Raw genomic sequence first — 16133 nt, 5'->3', positions numbered from 1 at the left:
GAACGCAAAAGGAGCCATGTCGTGAACTATCAATTTACCGTTGCCCTGAATGAGTTGCCGCAGCGTCAGCCGGTTAAAAAGAAGCTGGGTGAGGTGGAGGTATTGCTGATCCGGGACGGAGAGAGTGTGCGTGCTTACCAGGCGAAATGTCCCCATGCTGGCGCACCGCTTGAGCAGGGCGCTATCTGCGGCGATCGGCTGGTCTGCCCGTGGCATAAAGCGGCGTTTGATCTGGCGGATGGCAGAATGTGTGAACCACTGGCGCTGGCCGATCTGAAACAGTATCCGCTGCGGATCGAAAATGGCAAGGTCCTGGTGAACCCTAAAGCGATGTCGCCTGCTGCGCCGATTGGCAGTGGGGCAAGTGCGCCGGTTTTCGTGGTGCTGGGCGGCGGGGCGGCCGGCAGTGCCGCGCTGTGGCGGCTGCGTCATGAGGGCTTTAAGGGCCGGCTGGTACTGGTCGAACGCGAGCAGGATGCCCCTTACGACCGTACGGCGCTGACCAAATTTGTGCCCTCCGGCAAGATGGATATCAGCGAAGTGCCACAGCTGCTGAAAGAGGATGTGATGGATCACGTTGAGCGCATCACGGCCACCGTTACCCGGCTCGACAGCCAGCAGCAGCGGCTGATTTTCGATAACGGTGAGTCACTGTCGTTCGACAAATTATTGATCGCCAGCGGGGCGACGCCGGTGCTTCCTGACCTGCCAGGCAGCGATCTGGCCGGCGTACATCTGCTGCGCAGTAAAGATCAGACCGACGCATTACTGAAAGCGGTGGATGCCAGCCAGCAAATTGTGATCATCGGCAACAGCTTCATCGGCACCGAAATGGCCTCGGCGCTGCGTAATCGTAACATTGACGTCACGGTGATTGCCCGCCAGCCGCTGCCGTTTGTGAAACAGTTCGGTGAACAGATTGGCCGCTATTTTTTGCAGCTACATCAGGAAAATGGCGTCAAATGGGTTCACGGCCAGATCGAGGCGTTGCAGGGCGACAAACATGTCACCGCGGTGCGGCTGAAAGGGGGACAACAACTGGCGGCTGATGTGGTGCTGTTTGCCACCGGGGTAAAACCGGCGACGCCGTTTATCCACGATTTACCGCTCGCCGGGGATGGCAGCCTGCAGGCAGATGCTCAGCTGCGGGTGGCAGAAAACATCTGGGTTGCCGGTGATATCGCCACCTGGCCAGCCGCGCAGGGACCGTTGCGCATTGAGCACTACCGCGTGGCGCACCAGCAGGGACAGACGGTGGCCCGCAATATGCTGGATCAGGCGGTGCACTACGATCGTGTGCCGTTTTTCTGGACCACCCAATATGGCACGCGCTATGAATATCTGGGCCATGCCGCTGAATGGGATGAGTACCAGCTGCTTGGCTCGCCGGCCGATAAAACGTTTATCGCGTTTTATGGACAGCAGGGGCAACTGGCTGCGGTCTGCTCATGCGGCCTCTACACCCTGACTGCGGAACTGATCGAACGTATGCAGCAGCCGATGACGGTGGCGCAGGCGGTGGCGCTTTATCAGGCGCGGCAGAGCTAATCTGACTGGCACAAAACAACAGAGCAGGTGCTGGCCTGCTCTGTTTCTGTGGCGTTAACGGCGGCCTTAACGTGTGGTTTTAACTGCGGCTTAGCTTTTCCGATTTCGCCATGCACTGCTGCATCGCTTCGATAACCGCCGAGCGCAGTCCTTTCTCTTCCAGCACTTTGACCGCTTCAATCGTGGTCCCGCCAGGCGAGCAGACCATATCTTTCAGCTCAGCCGGATGCTTACCGGTGGTCAGCACCATCTGTGCGGCGCCTTTCACCGCCTGAGCCGCAAACTGGTACGCCTGGGCACGCGGCATCCCGCCAGCCACGGCGGCATCGGCCATCGCTTCAATAAACATAAACACGTAGGCAGGGGCAGAACCGCTGACGCCGACCACCGAATGGATCAGATATTCTTCCACCACCGCAGCTTTGCCGAAGCTTTCAAAAATGGCCACCACCTCATCGGTTTCACTCTGCTCAACCAGCGCGTTAGGCGTGACAGACGTCATGCCTTCACTCACCAGCGACGGGGTATTTGGCATCGCCCGGATAATTTTGCGATCGTAACCCAGCACCGATGAGAGCGAATCCAGCGTCACTCCGGCAGCAATGGAGACCACCAGCGCTTCTTTTTTCAGGCTGCCGGTCAGATCCTTGAGAATTTTGAGGATGACGTTGGGTTTAACCGCGCCAAACAGGATATCGACCTCGCGTGCCAGCGCCTCTGCGCTCTCTGCGGCGTTAATGCCGTACTGCTCAGCCAGCGCCTGGTTGGTCTCGGGTTTACGATCGAAAACCGAGATATCAGACGGCGCGATGTTACCACTGCTGATCAGTCCGCCAATAATGGCCTTTGCCATGTTGCCACCGCCGATAAATCCAATTTTCTTTGCCAGCATCGCCGTCTCCTTAATCATTGTTCGCTGTTCTGAGCGGGTTAGCTTACTTCAGCCAGCCTGAATAACAAGTCAGCCGCGCTCAGGCCGGTCACCGCACTGCAAATAAAATTTGCCATTGCGCAGGAGTCCGGCAAGATCGGGGCCTGTCTCTGATAAGAAGGAATCCTGATGGCTATCTGGGTCGATGCTGACGCCTGTCCGAATGTCATCAAAGAGGTGCTGTACCGTGCTGCGGACCGCACGGCGACCACCGTCACCTTTGTCGCTAACCAGTTTCTGCGCGTGCCGTCTTCGCCTTATCTGCGTACGCTGCAGGTGCCGGCGGGGTTTGACGTGGCGGATAATGAAATTGTCCGACGGGCGCAGCCGGGCGATCTGGTGATCACGGCGGATATCCCGCTGGCAGCAGAGGTGATTGAAAAGGGGGCGGCGGCGCTTAATCCACGCGGCGAACGCTACTCACCGGCCACCATTCGTGAACGGCTGACGATGCGCGATTTTATGGATACCCTGCGGGCAAGTGGGGTGCAGACTGGCGGCCCCGCGGCGATGAATCCGCGTGACCGCCAGCAATTTGCTAACGAGCTGGACAGCTGGCTCAGGCAGCAGAAACGCTGAACTCAGACGAAGCTGTCGTCGTCGAAATCGTTGCCACCAAAATCGTTGAGATCGCTGTTGTCGGCGAAGCCGTTATCCCAGCCGGCGTTCTGATCGAGGAAACTGCTCTCATCACCGCCGTTAAAGGTGTTGAGGTTGTCATTCACCTCCGGCAGCGGTGGCTCGTTAATGATGTTTACAATCTCTTCCGGCTGGGAATGATGAAACATGCTGGTCAGCATATCCGCCATCACCACGCCGCCTGCGACGCCCACTGCGGTTTGCAGCGCACCGCCAAGGAAGCCCGTGCCGCGTGGGGCCGGGGCATTGGCATACTGCGGCGGCTGGGCTGGTTGCTGTGGCGCACTGTTCCACACCGGCTGCTGCTGAGCAGGCGGCTGCTGGCGCGATCCGCTGCCAAATAAACCCGACAGAAATCCACCGCGGCTCTGCGCTGGCTGCTGTTGCGCCAGGCGGCTCTCCAGCTCGCTCACCCGCTCATTCAGTTTCTTCAGTGCGGCTTCCTGAATCAGAATCGCCTGCGCCATGTAATAGGGCGCGCCCGGCTGTGCCTGCAGGTGCTGGTTAATCAGTTGTTCGGCGGCGGCATCGCGTGCCGCAGTCTGGCTTTCAGCCTGTTTCAGACGGCTGAACAGCCCTTCAATCAGTTGTTGTTCTTCGCGTTGCATGATGACTCTCCTGTTGCGACTGTTATCAGTATATGGGGGCGGCAAGCTGCAAAGTAAAATTGGGGCGGTAAGCAAATGTTGCGACGGTAACCGGGTGCCCGCCATGCACAAAACGTGCATGGGTTTCACCTTGAAAATAAAAGAATTATCCGAAGTTGAGCGAGGGCGATGCGCAAATCATGCTTGATGGGTAGAGGCAAAAAAGATTTCCAGTTATCATGCGTCGCATTATTGAGCTAAACATGCAGCCGCAGCACGCGGCCAGGCGGAGGAACGGCCCTGATGTCTCTACCCATCTTTTTGATTGGCGCACGCGGTTGCGGCAAAACCACCGTCGGCAAAGCGTTGTCGCAGGCGTTGGGCTACGCCTTTTGCGATACCGATCACCACCTGCAACTGACAACGCAACGCAGCGTGGCGGAAATCGTTGCGGCTGAAGGCTGGGAAGGCTTCCGCGCCCGTGAAACCGAATCGCTGCAGGCGGTCACTGCGCCGTTGACGGTGATTGCGACCGGCGGCGGCATGGTGCTGGCGGAACACAACTGCCGCTTTATGCAGGAGCAGGGCCGCGTCATCTGGCTCAGCGCCTCGCCTGAAGTGCTGGCGGAGCGGCTGGAGAGCCAGCCGGAAACAGCACAGCGGCCAACGCTAACCGGACGCCCGATCGCTGACGAGATGGAAGAGGTGCTGCGTGAGCGCGCCCATTTATACCGCGCGGCGGCTCATCATCAGGTTAACGCCATGCAGTCGCCCGACGGCGTGGTCGATGAAATCCTGCATTCTCTGTCACTGGCGCGCGCCAGCTAACCCTCAGATTTTTCCCGCTTTGATCCCGCTTCGGGCGGGGTTGTCTATACTTACTGTCTGGCAGGCATCAGCCTGTCTCACAGAGAGTTATTCAGCCCGGAGGGAGACCGTATGCCGACAAGACCACCCTATCCACGCGAAGCGCGCATTGTGCCGGTTGAAAAGGGCACCGAAGCCAACAAAGTGACGTCGTACGAATTACGTGCTGACCATCCTAAACCGAATTCGTTAATCAGCGAGCATGAAACGGAAGAGGAAGCGCGCGACGCCAAACTGCGTTATGAAGACGTCGAAAAAGAGTAAAACGTTGCCGCTGGCAGGGACGCCAGCCTGTAAGCCCGCCGACCCGATCTTCAATTCTGTGCAAATTTTCTGCTGAACCCGGTTTTGCACTGTTTTCTGTCCTGCCCGATCTCTCCGTCACCAGATAAAGCCCCGCTAATCATTTCTCTGCCCGTATTTTGTCCGTCTGCCAATCGACCGTGCTAAAAATTGTCACTTGACCGATTCAGCTCAACGCTTTATTTTCGACTTACCCGATTCAGGAACTCAGTTCCATATAGTGAAACTAGCAGCATGACCACACTCGAAAACGCCGCCGCGGTACTCAGATTGTTCCAGCATAAAGGCGTGACGCAGGGCCATGTCGGCCTGACGTTTAGCGAGGTGGTTGAGGCATTAACGCTGCCAAAGAGCACCGTTTCGCGTCTGCTTGCGACGATGGAGAGTCAGGGATTGCTGGAGCGGGATGCCGAAACGCGCGGCTATCACATTGGTCGCGTACTGCTGGCCGTCGCCGGGCATTATCTCTCGGCACCGCTGGTCGATAGCGTTTCCGCCGCGATGATCAGACTGGCTGAAAGCACCGGCTGCATGGGATACGTCTCTAAGCTGGCCGGACGCGAAATATTAGTTATGCGTATGTATCACGGTCGCCATTTTACCCAGATGGTGACACCGCCAGGCAGCCGGATGCCCGCTGCCGCAACCTCTACCGGCCGGGCGCTGTTAGCCCAGTTGAGCGATGAAGAGGTACAGGCGCGCTACCGTGATGACTGGCAGGTCGTTTCAGCTAATTCGCCGCAAACGCCCGACGCGCTGTGTGCCAGACTGGCTGAAGTGCGTCAGCACGGCTGGTCACTGGCACGCAATGAAACCTTGCCTGGCATCAGTTCGCTGTCAGTCATCGTGCACAACAAACATCATGGCGAAACGGTAGCGCTCTGCCTGTCGTTTCTGTCGCAGGAGACTGAACCGGGCTACCCGCCAGCACTGCTTGACGCCTTACGCGCAACCGCCGCACAGATGGCTGAGAAATTTGGCGCGTAACGTCACAACGATTTTATCGGCGTAATATTTCGCCACACCAGGGAAAAACAAAGGCCTTCGGGCCTTTTTCTTTTAATCTGACCGCCACTCTTTACGCAGCGCTTCGGTTGTCTGTGCGGGCCTCCCCACGTCTCAGGTGCGTCGCCGGGACGGTACGCACACGCGTCCTGCTGCCGCAACGATCAGCGTGTCAGATCAGTGAAATATAAAAACGACGTAAGCCAGCGGGCTGGCAAAACGTTATTTCATTTCGTCTGGGAAGGGAGAGGGGAATAGATGGAACGGGTAAATCCGATTAAGCACGTTGGCGTTGCGCTGGTTTTAATTTTTCTGTCGATTGCGGGTGCCATTATTGGTATTCAGTTAATCACCACCATTGGGGTGACGCCCAATACCTCAATTATCGGCGCGCTGTTTGCGATGTTACTGGCGCGCATTCCACTGCAGGCATTTCGCCGCTATCGCTCAATAGAGATTCAGAACCTGGCGCAGACCGCCATCTCCTCGGCTACTTTCGGTGCTGCTAACAGCTTACTGATGCCAATTGCCGTCCCGTGGGCGCTGGGCGAGCCACAGCTGGTGCTGCCGCTGTTCTGTGGCGTCAGTGCCGCCATGCTGCTGGATGCCTGGCTGCTCTATCGGCTGTTTGATACCCGCGTCTTCCCGGCCAGCAACGCCTGGCCGCCGGGCGTCGCGGCCGCAGAAGCGATTAAGGCGGGCGATAGAGGCGGACGTCAGGCCTGGCTGCTGGTGATGGGCATTGTGGGCGGCATCGTCGGCGCGATGCTGAAGATTCCAATGTCCGCCTTTGGTACCGCGTTTATCGGCAACATCTGGGCGCTGTCGATGCTGGGCATTGGCTTCCTGCTGCGCGCCTATGCCCAGCCGGTGGCCGGCATTGATATTAACGCGCTCTATATTCCTCATGGCGTTATGGTCGGGGCCGGACTGGTGGCGCTGATTCAGGTGGTAATGGTGATCCGCAGCCGCAAAAATGACGCGCTGGTGGTCAGCCGTAACGGCAATGAAGTGCAGCGGGCGCTGGGACTGGGCAGTGCGGGCTATATCATTATTTCAGCGCTGCTGGCGCTGGCCGGCGGTTTGTGGAGTGAAATGGGGCTGGCCATGCTGCTGCTGTTTATTCTCTACGCCGCCTTTGCCGCCTTCGTTCACGAACTGATTGTCGGTATTGCCGCCATGCACTCTGGCTGGTTTCCGGCGTTTGCGGTGGCGCTGATCACCCTGATTATCGGTATTCTGATCGGCTTCCCGCCGCTGGCGCTTTGCCTGCTGTGCGGCTTTACCGCCGCGACCGGGCCAGCCTTTGCCGATATGGGTTACGACCTCAAGGCGGGCTTTATCCTGCGCGGTAACGGCGCGGATATGCAGCAGGAGCTGTGGGGCCGTCGTATTCAGCTGATCGCCGCAATGATCGCCTTTGTGGTCTCGATTCCGTTGGTCTGGTATGCCCACACGCTGTTCTTCACCGATAACCTGCTGCCGCCGGTCGCGCGGGTCTATGCCAAAACCATTCAGGCTGGCGCAGAGCCAGGCATCGCCGGCAACCTGCTGATCTGGGCCATCCCAGGCGCGATTATTCAGCTGATTGGTGGACCAAAACGCCAGCTGGGCGTGCTGTTAGCCACCGGTTTATTGATCAACAACGCCATGGCCGGTTGGGCGGTGGTGGTGGGTATTGCGCTGCGTATCGTGATCATTCGTGTCTGGGGTGAGCGCGGCCGATCGCCGATGGAAGTGATGGCGGCAGGCTTTATTGCTGGCGATGCCCTGTACAGCTTCTTTAATTCGTTGTTTGCCAGCAGCAGTAAGAAATAGCTAAGGATTAACCATGAGTTTACAGCAGACCTTACAGGTTTTTGAGTTACTGGATAGTGCTCTGATTGATGGGCAGCAGGTGGTGGATCTGTTCGCCGCGTATCCGCAGGTGGAAGCCAGTTTTACCCGGGTTACCGGCCCTAAAGGCCGTACCGATTTTATCCGCATCGATATTCCCGGCACCCAGGGCAAAGCCAGCGGCGGCACTGCACCGACGCTGGGCATTATCGGGCGTCTTGGCGGTATTGGCGCGCGTCCAGGCCGTATCGGCATGGTGTCAGATGCGGACGGTGCCGTGGCGGCGATCGCCAGTGCGCTGAAGCTGGCCCAGATGCAGCTCAAAGGCGATCGCCTGAGCGGAGATGTGATTGTCACCACCCACATCTGCCCGGATGCACCAACCCGTCCGCATCAGCCGGTCGACTTTATGGATTCGCCAATTGACGATGTCACCATGAATGATAATGAGGTGATGGCGGGAGTGGATGCGATTCTGTCAATCGACACCACCAAAGGTAACCGTATCATCAACCACAAGGGCTTTGCGCTGTCGCCCACGGTGAAAGAGGGTTACATCCTGCGGGTGTCTGAGGATCTGCTGCGCATCATGGAGATGACTACCGGTCGTCCGGCCGTCACCTTTCCGATTACCACTCAGGACATCACCCCCTACGGCAACGGCATCTACCATCTGAACAGCATTCTGCAACCGTCGACCGCCACCGATGTGCCGGTGGTCGGGGTCGCGATCACTGCGGAATCGGTGGTGCCGGGCTGCGGTACCGGAGCCAGTCATGAGGTGGATATCGCCGCCGCGGCAAAATTTGCGGTTGAAGTGGCGAAAGAGTTTGGTCGCGAGACCTGCCACTTTTATGACGCTGAAGAGTATGCGCGGCTGCTGGCGCTGTACGGCAGCCTGGGGCACTTGCGCCAGCGGAATCACTGATATGGCTAAATCTCTGGTCACCCTGACTATCGGTCAGTCACCGCGCAGCGATATTCTGCCACTGCTGCGCCAGCATCTGCCGGACGCCGTTACCGACCATGCTGGTTTGCTGGATGGATTAAGCGCGGCCGACATCGCGGTGCAGTATGCTCCGGCGGCGGGTGAGGCGGTCCTGGTTTCCCGGCTGCAGAGCGGTGAGCAGGTACGGCTGGCGGCACCAAAGGTGGAGCAGGGATTACAGCGCAAAATCAGCGCGCTGGAGCAGGCCGGTTACGACATCATTCTGCTGCTGTGTACCGGCGAGTTCGGTACTTTAAGTACCCGGCGCGCACTGCTGCTGGAGCCGGATCGTATTATCCCTCCGCTGATCCGCGCACTGGTGCAGCAGCAACGGGTGGGCATCGTGGTGCCGGTAGAGGAGCAGATCGTTGAACAGGCCGGTAAATGGCGGCAGTTACCATCGCCGCCCTGTTTCGCCGTCGCCAGCCCTTATCTGGCTGATGAGCAGACGTTCGCAGCAGCAGCCCGCACCTTGCAGGCTGCTGATGTCGGGCTGGTGGTGCTGGACTGTATTGGCTATCACCAGCAGCATCGGGCCGCGTTGCAGTCGCGGCTTGGCGTACCGGTACTGCTCTCTAACCAGCTGGTGGCCAGACTGGCGGCGGAACTGCTGGGCTGACGTGAGAGATCACAAACGACCATCATTTCGCGTGACAGATCAGCGAGTTCCCTTCTACACTGCCAGACACCTTAATGTGCTGTGAGGAAGTATTATGCTCAACATTAGTGAGTATTTTGACGGAAAAGTTAAATCCATTGGTTTTGACAGTGCGAGCACCGGCCGTGCCAGCGTGGGCGTGATGGCTGAAGGCGAATATACCTTTGGTACCGCTCAGCCGGAAGAGATGACCGTGGTAAGCGGGTCGCTGAAGGTGCTGCTGCCGGGTGAAACCGAGTGGCAATGGTTTGAAGCGGGTTCGGTGTTCAACGTGCCGGGCCACAGCGAATTTCATTTGCAGGTTGGCGAACCCAGTTCCTATCTCTGTCGCTACCTGAAAGGATAAAAAAATGGCCGCAATGCGGCCATTTTCTTTCAGGGCAGCACCGGCTTAACGCTGGGCTTCGCCGCCTAATGCTTCCACCAGGTTGCTGGTCAGCGCAGCCAGTTCGCTGGTCATCAGAATAAAGTCGGCGTCAAAACGCTGAGCAAAATCTTCACGATCAATATCGTCATTCTGGTCACGCAGCGTGTCGCTGAACTTCAGGCGTTTGACTGAACCGTCGTCGGCCAGCATAAACTGAATGCGCTCCTGCCAGTCCAGCGCCAGTTTGGTCACCAGCTTGCCCGCTTCGATGTGATTAGCGATCTCATCGCACACCAGATCCTGCTTCTTGCAGCGGATCACGCCGCCATCCTCCAGAATTGCTTTCAGCTCCGCCTCATCCATCAGGGCGAAACCGGCCGGCACGTCGCCGGAGCGTACCCATTCGGTCAGGGTCAGTTCAATCGGGCTTTCCAGCGTCAGCGGCACCACCGGCAGTGAGCCGAGGCTTTTGCGCAGCAGCGCCAGAGTATCTTCCGCTTTTTTGGCACTGGCGCAGTCAACCATAATCAGGTTGTTCACCGTGTCGATCCACAGGTAAGTCTGGCTGAAGCGGCTGAAGGCACGCGGCAGCAGGCTGTGCAGTACTTCATCTTTCAGCGAATCTTTTTCGGTCTTCTTCAGCTTGCGGCTCTGCTCCGCTTCCAGCTTGTCGATTTTCGCTTCCAGCGCCTGTTTCACTACCGGAGACGGCAGGATTTTCTCTTCTTTACGGGCGCAGATGACAATCTGGCCGTTGTTTTCATGCGTCAGTGCATCGCTGCGGTTGCCCATCGGCGGTACCCAGCCGGTTTTGCTCATATCCTGACTGCCACACGGCGAAAAAGTGAAGGCGTCGAGCTGTTTTTCCATCTCGTCTGCGGACAACGGAATGTCACGATTCAGACGATAAACCATCATATTTTTAAACCACAACATCGGGATTCCTTACCGTGGCGCGATCGGGCGCACAAGTCTAACAGAGTCAGCGCGCATGATAGCGAAACATCGGAGTGGTTTCATTGCCTTTCCGGCTGGCGCCTTCTACTGTATCTTCCACCTGAACGAATAATGAGGAATAAACCGTGCGCATAGGCATTGATTTGGGTGGCACCAAGACAGAAGTGATTGCGTTATCGAACGCCGGACAGGAGCTGTTTCGTCACCGGGTCAACACCCCGCGTGATGACTATCAGGCAACGGTACAGGCGATTGTCGATCTGGTCCGCCTGGCGGAGCAGAAAACCGGGCAGACCGGCACCGTCGGCCTCGGTATTCCCGGCACGATTTCGCCCTACAGCAAGCGGGTAAAAAACGCCAACTCCACCTGGCTCAACGGCCAGCCGCTGGATAAAGATCTGGCGCAGGCGCTGAATCGTGACGTGCGCATCGCCAACGACGCGAATTGTCTCGCCGTTTCTGAGGCGGTCGACGGGGCAGGTGCCGGTCAGCCGCTGGTGTTTGCGGTGATTATTGGCACCGGCTCGGGTGCCGGGGTGGCGATCAATGGTCAGTCACGCATCGGCGGTAACGGCAATGCCGGCGAGTGGGGCCACAATCCACTGCCGTGGATGGATGAGGATGAGCTACGTTATCGGCAGGAAGTGCTCTGTTATTGTGGGCAGCAGGGCTGCATTGAAACCTTCGTCTCGGGTACCGGTTTCGCTATTGATTATCAGCGGCTGAGCGGGGTGTCACGTAAAGGCGCGGAGATCGTATCGCTGCTGGCGCAGCAGGATCCGATCGCCGAACTGGCGATGAGCCGTTACGAACTGCGGCTGGCAAAATCGCTGGCACAGGTGGTGAATCTGATCGATCCGGACGTGATCGTGCTGGGCGGTGGGATGAGCAATGTCGATCGTCTCTATCAGACCGTGCCGACGCTGATGAAAAAATGGGTATTTGGCGGCGAATGCGAAACGCCGGTGCTGAAGGCTCACCATGGCGATTCCAGCGGCGTGCGTGGAGCGGCCTGGCTCTGGCCGCTCAACGACTGATCAGCACCGAATAGCAGGGCGCGCCCTGCTATTCACCCACCAGCATGCTGTCCTGTGGCGCCCGATCGCGCTGGGCTTTGGTCGCAAGGAAGTAGAGATAGCCCACCAGCATAAAGGCGAAGAACAGCGCGCCAATGATCGGGTTAAACCACAGCATCGCCAGCAGACAGACCACCGATAACAGCAGGGCGATGCCCGGCACTATCGGGTAGCCTGGTGCACGGAAACTGCGAGCCAGCTGCGGCGCACTGCGGCGCAGCCGGAACAGGCTCAGCATACTCATGATATACATCACAATCGCCCCAAACACCGCCATGGTGATCATCGCTGCCGTCAGCGTCATTCCCTGCAAATTAATAATGCCATCGCTGTAAATCGCTGCGATCCCCAGTACGCCGCCGGTAATGATGGCGCGGTGCGGGGTCCGGAAGCGTGACAGTTTCGCCAGCCCGGGCGGCAGATAACCAGCGCGTGCCAGCGCAAAGAACTGACGTGAATAGCCGAGAATGATGCCGTGGAAGCTGGCTACCAGCCCAAACAGGCCGATCCACACCAGCATGTGCATCCAGTTAGAGTGTTCGCCGACAATCATTTTCATCGCCTGCGGCAGCGGATCGTTAATGTCTGACAGCTTGCGCCAGTCGCCCGCGCCGCCTGCCATCAGCATCACGCCGATCGCCAGCACCACCAGCGTCAGAATGCCGCTGATGTAGGCGCGAGGAATGGTGCGGGTCGGATCCTTTGCCTCTTCCGCCGCCATCGCAGCTCCCTCAATGGCAAGGAAAAACCAGATGGCGAACGGAATAGCGGCAAAAATACCGGAAAAGGCGGGCATGCCGAAGCTGTCGCTGCCGGCCCAGCCGTGCGCGGCAAAGTTGGCCAGGCTGAAACCCGGTGACACCACGCCCATAAACACCAGCAGCTCAATCACCGCCAGAACCGTGACCACCAGTTCGAACATCGCCGCCAGTTTCACGCCAAGAATGTTGAGCGTCATAAACAGCAGGTAAGCGCCGACCGCGGCGGTTTTCGGGTTAAGCGCCGGATACTGCACGTTGAGGTAGGCTCCAATTGCCATCGCAATCGCCGGCGGCGCAAAGACGAACTCAATCAGCGTGGCCAGACCGGCAATCAGCCCGCCGGTTTCACCAAAAGCGCGGCGGCTGTAGGCAAACGGCCCTCCGGCATGTGGAATCGCGGTGGTCAGCTCGGTGAAGCTGAAAATAAAGCAGGTGTAGAGCGTGGCAATCAACGCGGTGGTGACCAGAAAGCCCAGCGTGCCCGCCACCGCCCAGCCGTAACTCCAGCCAAAGTATTCACCTGAGATAACCAGGCCTACCGCGATCCCCCACAGATGCAGGGTGCCCAGAGTGGGCTTGAGTCTGTTTGTCATACTGTTATCCCCGTCGTTGTTGGTGCAGCGCGGCAGTGATACCGCACATCATGGTTTACGCTACAGTGAAGGGATAATGCCGTTGCCTTGCGGGCCGCGACTTGACGTCGGCGCGGTCAATGCTGTCCTCCACGGTCAACTCACAGGCAACAACCGGGCCAGATGCACGCTGCGGTCAACTTTGACTGCTCTGCGGTCAAGCAGCACAGGTTCTGGCAACGCATGCTGAGGTGACGCAAGTGACCAGGAGCCGGACTGATGAGCGCTAAACAATATGACAACCTGACTGATTCCCAACTCACCGCACTGGCGCAGCAGGCGCTGGGCCATTATCCCGCCGCGCTGCAGGGCACGCTGCGCCTGCTCTGTCGCTCAGAAAATGCCACCTTCCTGCTCCAGGCGGGCGGCAGACGCTATGCGCTGCGGCTGCATCGCGGCGACTACCATCAAAAAGCGGATATTCTCAGCGAACTGCTGTGGCTGGATGCGCTGCGTGAAACCGGCATTGTGGTGCCGCAGGCGGTAGCCGATAGCCAGGGCGAGCGCGTGCTGACGCTGCGTTTGCCCGACGGCGGCGAGCGTTATGTGGTGCTGTTCCACTGGATTGACGGCGAGATGCCGACCACCGAGGTGGACCCGCGTGCCTTTCAGCAGCTGGGGCAGATTACGGCCCGGCTGCATCAGCACAGCAAACAGTGGCAGCCGCCGGCAGGCTTCCAGCGCATCATCTGGGATCACCACACCATGACCAGCGCGCAGAGTCACTGGGGACGCTGGCAGGATGCGCCGCATCTGCATCCAGCCGATCACGCGATCGTCGAACAGGCGATCGCTCAGGCGGGCGAGGCGCTGGCGCAGTTTGGTAAAGGATCGGATCGTTATGGCCTGATCCACGCCGATCTGCGGCTGACCAATCTGCTGCTGCACAACGGCGAAACCCGGGTGATCGACTTTGATGACTGCGGGATGGGCTGGTATCTGCACGATCTGGCGGCCGCGATCAGTTTTGTTGAGCATCATCCGCGCGCGGCAGAATGGATCGATCACTGGATCCGCGGTTACGAGCAGGTCTCGCACATCAGCGATCGGGAGATGGCGCTGCTGCCGACGCTGCTGATCCAGCGCCGGATCCAGCTCACCGCCTGGGTAGGATCGCACGCTGAAACCGAGATGGCGCAGAGCCTGGGCACCGAATGGGCCAGCCACTCGGTACGTCTCTGTCGTCGTTATCTGGAGAGCGAGCAGTTGCCGGTGGGTGCCTGATGCACCAGAGGCGGGCGTCAGTGCGCTGCCGCAGTGCTGCCTGCCCGATGCCGGCTGGCTAACTGGCTGAAACCCGGAACAATTAAGCTGGTACGGAATTTGCTCAGTCTGACAGTGGGTGATCCCCCTGAATTCTGACTGAGGCGACCATGAATCCGATGATGATGAAACAGCCCGATGCGTTTGCTGCCTGCTCCGCTGCTGCGGGTGCCGGCAATCACGGCGTGCTGGCCGCTGCGGCCACTGGCCTGAGCGATTTTATTCATACCCGTGGCGGCGACGTTGACCGCATCTTTGGCATCAGCGGCATCGATCCGGAGCGGCTGGCCAGCCCGACGCTTAGCCTCGGGCTGGTCAACTACTGTCGGGTGTTGGAAGAGGCGGCACGACACTCCGGTTTTGATAACTTCGGTTTGCACTACGGCAGGCAGTTTAAACCGCAGTCATTAGGCCTGATTGGCTATATCGGACTCTGCTCGGCCACGCTGGAGCAGGCGCTGCACAACGTAGTTAATGCCTTTCCGTGGCATCAGCACGACACGCTGACCCGGCTGGTGGACAAAGGCGAGTGCTGGCGGCTCGACTATCAGGTCCGTCACGGCGCTATTCTGTCGCGCCGTCAGGATGCGGAGCTAACGCTGGGCATGTTGATGAATCTGATTCGCCATGCGGCAGGCAAAAACTGGGCGCCGCGTGAAGTTCACTTTGAACATCCGCGCCCGGAACAGTGGCACGATCACGGTAAAGTGTTCGATGCCCCAATCTGGTTCGATCAACCGTTTAACTCGCTGGTGATCCCGAAGCGCGATCTGCTGCGCAGCATGCCGGACAGCGATCCGATGTTGCTGATGGTGATGCAGGATGCGATTCGCCGGCTTAACCGGGCCGCCTCGCAGCAGAGCCTGGCAGAGCAGGCGCGCTCACAGGTTAATCTGTCGCTGATGCAGGGCGAACCGGTGCTGGAAGAGGTGGCCGATAAACTGGGGCTATCGAGCTGGTCGCTGCAGCGGCGGCTGCGTGAAGAGGGCTGCAGCTTTACTGCGCTGGTGGATCAGGTTCGCTGCGAAATGGCCACTCACTATCTGCAGCAGAAGCAGCTGCCGATCTCTGAAATGGCGCTGCTGCTGGGTTATTCAGAAGTCAGCGCCTTCTTGCGCGCCTTTCGTCGCTGGTTTGGCATCAGCCCGCGTCAGTGGCGGCAGCATGGGCTGGCAAGCTAGTCTGGCGCGGCGCAAAGCCAAACCACGCCGGTTGGGTACGCACCGGTGGTGGCGGCAATCCCTGCGTCTGTGCTGCCAGCTGCCACGCCCGTAAGCACAACGCTTCATCTCCCTGAGTCTGCGTCACCGCATAGCGTCCACTCTGTTGCCACTCCAGCCGGACCAGGCATTGCTGGCCCGCATAGCGCGCCGCATCGCTGAATTGCTGATTCAGTCGGTGCTGCATTTGATTAGTCCACTGACAGGATGCACTGTCGGGATCCTTCATCGGCTGACACAGGTTGGCGACGCTATCCCGTTGCTGTGGTTCAGAATGCTGACAGCCACTGAGCAGGGCGGCGATAATAACGCCCGGCAATATTTTCGAAATTACATTAATTAAATTCATTGAACTGACCAATTCTGATTAAAGTTCTGTTCTGCTGTTGCCGACAGTCTACAGACCGGACTGGCGAATGCTATGGCATTACTCCGACTGTCGGCAGAACCAGAATTTACCGCCCCGAGCGCGGTTTCTTATTATTTATTCATGGA

At 58.5% G+C, this 16133-nt stretch carries 17 protein-coding genes; 12 read left to right on the top strand and 5 right to left on the bottom strand.

The window, feature by feature from the left end:
• The first annotated feature begins 21 nt into the window (after window positions 1-21).
• Window positions 22-1548: an FAD-dependent oxidoreductase gene (locus tag FHW04_RS14385; RefSeq protein ID WP_089562033.1), complete on the top strand. Its 1527-nt coding sequence runs from the start codon at window positions 22-24 to the stop codon at window positions 1546-1548.
• A gap of 79 nt (window positions 1549-1627) precedes the next feature.
• Here the strand turns inward: FHW04_RS14385 and proC are convergent, their stop codons facing one another.
• Window positions 1628-2440: a pyrroline-5-carboxylate reductase gene (gene proC / locus FHW04_RS14380; RefSeq protein WP_031377592.1), complete on the bottom strand. Its 813-nt coding sequence runs from the start codon at window positions 2438-2440 to the stop codon at window positions 1628-1630.
• Between the two features lie 168 nt (window positions 2441-2608).
• Between proC and FHW04_RS14375 the strand changes: the two genes are divergently transcribed.
• Window positions 2609-3058 carry a YaiI/YqxD family protein gene (locus tag FHW04_RS14375; RefSeq protein WP_031377593.1) on the top strand — a complete coding sequence of 150 codons (450 nt, stop codon included), beginning with the start codon at window positions 2609-2611 and terminating at the stop codon, window positions 3056-3058.
• Window positions 3059-3060: 2 nt separating this feature from the next.
• Here the strand turns inward: FHW04_RS14375 and FHW04_RS14370 are convergent, their stop codons facing one another.
• Complete coding sequence (locus tag FHW04_RS14370; protein ID WP_089562034.1) at window positions 3061-3726, bottom strand: DUF2076 domain-containing protein; 666 nt, start codon at window positions 3724-3726, stop codon at window positions 3061-3063.
• Window positions 3727-4008: 282 nt separating this feature from the next.
• Here FHW04_RS14370 and aroL point away from each other — a divergent pair, with 282 nt between their 5' ends.
• From aroL to ppnP, 7 genes are all read left to right on the top strand, one after another.
• Entirely contained in the window at window positions 4009-4533 is a 525-nt protein-coding gene (gene aroL, locus FHW04_RS14365; protein WP_089562035.1) for a shikimate kinase AroL, read from the top strand.
• A gap of 111 nt (window positions 4534-4644) precedes the next feature.
• On the top strand, window positions 4645-4836 hold the full coding sequence (locus tag FHW04_RS14360) for a YaiA family protein (RefSeq protein ID WP_031377596.1): 192 nt from the start codon (window positions 4645-4647) through the stop codon (window positions 4834-4836).
• A gap of 273 nt (window positions 4837-5109) precedes the next feature.
• Window positions 5110-5862, top strand: coding sequence for an IclR family transcriptional regulator (locus tag FHW04_RS14355; RefSeq protein WP_031377597.1), 753 nt, complete (start codon window positions 5110-5112; stop codon window positions 5860-5862).
• A 276-nt stretch (window positions 5863-6138) separates the two neighbouring features.
• Window positions 6139-7698 (top strand): OPT/YSL family transporter, encoded by a 1560-nt coding sequence (locus FHW04_RS14350; RefSeq protein ID WP_069727922.1) that lies wholly within the window; start codon window positions 6139-6141, stop codon window positions 7696-7698.
• 13 nt (window positions 7699-7711) lie between these two features.
• Window positions 7712-8644, top strand: a complete 933-nt coding sequence (locus tag FHW04_RS14345; RefSeq protein ID WP_069727923.1) for a DUF1177 domain-containing protein — start codon at window positions 7712-7714, stop codon at window positions 8642-8644.
• A 1-nt stretch (window position 8645) separates the two neighbouring features.
• Entirely contained in the window at window positions 8646-9323 is a 678-nt protein-coding gene (locus FHW04_RS14340) for an AroM family protein (RefSeq protein ID WP_089562036.1), read from the top strand.
• A gap of 94 nt (window positions 9324-9417) precedes the next feature.
• Entirely contained in the window at window positions 9418-9708 is a 291-nt protein-coding gene (gene ppnP / locus FHW04_RS14335) for a pyrimidine/purine nucleoside phosphorylase (RefSeq protein WP_031377601.1), read from the top strand.
• Between the two features lie 45 nt (window positions 9709-9753).
• On the opposite strand, the gene rdgC is transcribed toward ppnP, so the two are convergent.
• Window positions 9754-10665, bottom strand: a complete 912-nt coding sequence (gene rdgC / locus FHW04_RS14330; RefSeq protein ID WP_031377602.1) for a recombination-associated protein RdgC — start codon at window positions 10663-10665, stop codon at window positions 9754-9756.
• Window positions 10666-10811: 146 nt separating this feature from the next.
• Between rdgC and mak the strand changes: the two genes are divergently transcribed.
• A complete protein-coding gene (mak, locus tag FHW04_RS14325; protein WP_089562037.1) occupies window positions 10812-11723 on the top strand; it encodes a fructokinase in 912 nt (303 codons plus the stop codon).
• Window positions 11724-11751: 28 nt separating this feature from the next.
• Here the strand turns inward: mak and eat are convergent, their stop codons facing one another.
• The gene (gene eat / locus FHW04_RS14320; protein WP_031377604.1) at window positions 11752-13116 is read right to left on the bottom strand and encodes an ethanolamine permease; all 1365 of its coding nucleotides are present in this window, start codon (window positions 13114-13116) and stop codon (window positions 11752-11754) included.
• 258 nt (window positions 13117-13374) lie between these two features.
• Here eat and FHW04_RS14315 point away from each other — a divergent pair, with 258 nt between their 5' ends.
• Window positions 13375-14379, top strand: a complete 1005-nt coding sequence (locus tag FHW04_RS14315; protein WP_031377605.1) for a phosphotransferase enzyme family protein — start codon at window positions 13375-13377, stop codon at window positions 14377-14379.
• A gap of 149 nt (window positions 14380-14528) precedes the next feature.
• Window positions 14529-15599 (top strand): AraC-like transcriptional regulator QhpR, encoded by a 1071-nt coding sequence (gene qhpR / locus FHW04_RS14310; RefSeq protein ID WP_089562039.1) that lies wholly within the window; start codon window positions 14529-14531, stop codon window positions 15597-15599.
• On the opposite strand, the gene FHW04_RS14305 is transcribed toward qhpR, so the two are convergent.
• Entirely contained in the window at window positions 15559-15987 is a 429-nt protein-coding gene (locus FHW04_RS14305) for a cell envelope integrity TolA C-terminal domain-containing protein (protein ID WP_089562040.1), read from the bottom strand. The genes qhpR and FHW04_RS14305 overlap by 41 nt on opposite strands.
• Between the last annotated feature and the right edge of the window lie 146 nt (window positions 15988-16133).

Source organism: Pantoea sp. AN62 (genome assembly GCF_050432985.1).
GTDB lineage: Bacteria > Pseudomonadota > Gammaproteobacteria > Enterobacterales > Enterobacteriaceae > Pantoea > Pantoea brenneri.
The sequence above is the reverse complement of the archived record's forward strand: the minus strand, read 5'-3'. Positions and strand labels throughout refer to the sequence as shown.

Bases quoted from the DNA above. Each gene is read 5' to 3' on its own strand.
- FHW04_RS14355 (WP_031377597.1), top strand. From the start codon at position 5,110: ATGACCACACTCGAAAACGCCGCCGCGGTACTCAGATTGTTCCAGCAT.
- qhpR (WP_089562039.1), top strand. From the start codon at position 14,529: ATGAATCCGATGATGATGAAACAGCCCGATGCGTTTGCTGCCTGCTCC.
- FHW04_RS14305 (WP_089562040.1), bottom strand. From the start codon at position 15,987: ATGAATTTAATTAATGTAATTTCGAAAATATTGCCGGGCGTTATTATC.
- FHW04_RS14370 (WP_089562034.1), bottom strand. From the start codon at position 3,726: ATGCAACGCGAAGAACAACAACTGATTGAAGGGCTGTTCAGCCGTCTG.
- ppnP (WP_031377601.1), top strand. From the start codon at position 9,418: ATGCTCAACATTAGTGAGTATTTTGACGGAAAAGTTAAATCCATTGGT.
- FHW04_RS14345 (WP_069727923.1), top strand. From the start codon at position 7,712: ATGAGTTTACAGCAGACCTTACAGGTTTTTGAGTTACTGGATAGTGCT.
- FHW04_RS14375 (WP_031377593.1), top strand. From the start codon at position 2,609: ATGGCTATCTGGGTCGATGCTGACGCCTGTCCGAATGTCATCAAAGAG.
- eat (WP_031377604.1), bottom strand. From the start codon at position 13,116: ATGACAAACAGACTCAAGCCCACTCTGGGCACCCTGCATCTGTGGGGG.
- FHW04_RS14315 (WP_031377605.1), top strand. From the start codon at position 13,375: ATGAGCGCTAAACAATATGACAACCTGACTGATTCCCAACTCACCGCA.
- rdgC (WP_031377602.1), bottom strand. From the start codon at position 10,665: ATGTTGTGGTTTAAAAATATGATGGTTTATCGTCTGAATCGTGACATT.
- proC (WP_031377592.1), bottom strand. From the start codon at position 2,440: ATGCTGGCAAAGAAAATTGGATTTATCGGCGGTGGCAACATGGCAAAG.
- aroL (WP_089562035.1), top strand. From the start codon at position 4,009: ATGTCTCTACCCATCTTTTTGATTGGCGCACGCGGTTGCGGCAAAACC.
- FHW04_RS14340 (WP_089562036.1), top strand. From the start codon at position 8,646: ATGGCTAAATCTCTGGTCACCCTGACTATCGGTCAGTCACCGCGCAGC.
- FHW04_RS14350 (WP_069727922.1), top strand. From the start codon at position 6,139: ATGGAACGGGTAAATCCGATTAAGCACGTTGGCGTTGCGCTGGTTTTA.
- FHW04_RS14360 (WP_031377596.1), top strand. From the start codon at position 4,645: ATGCCGACAAGACCACCCTATCCACGCGAAGCGCGCATTGTGCCGGTT.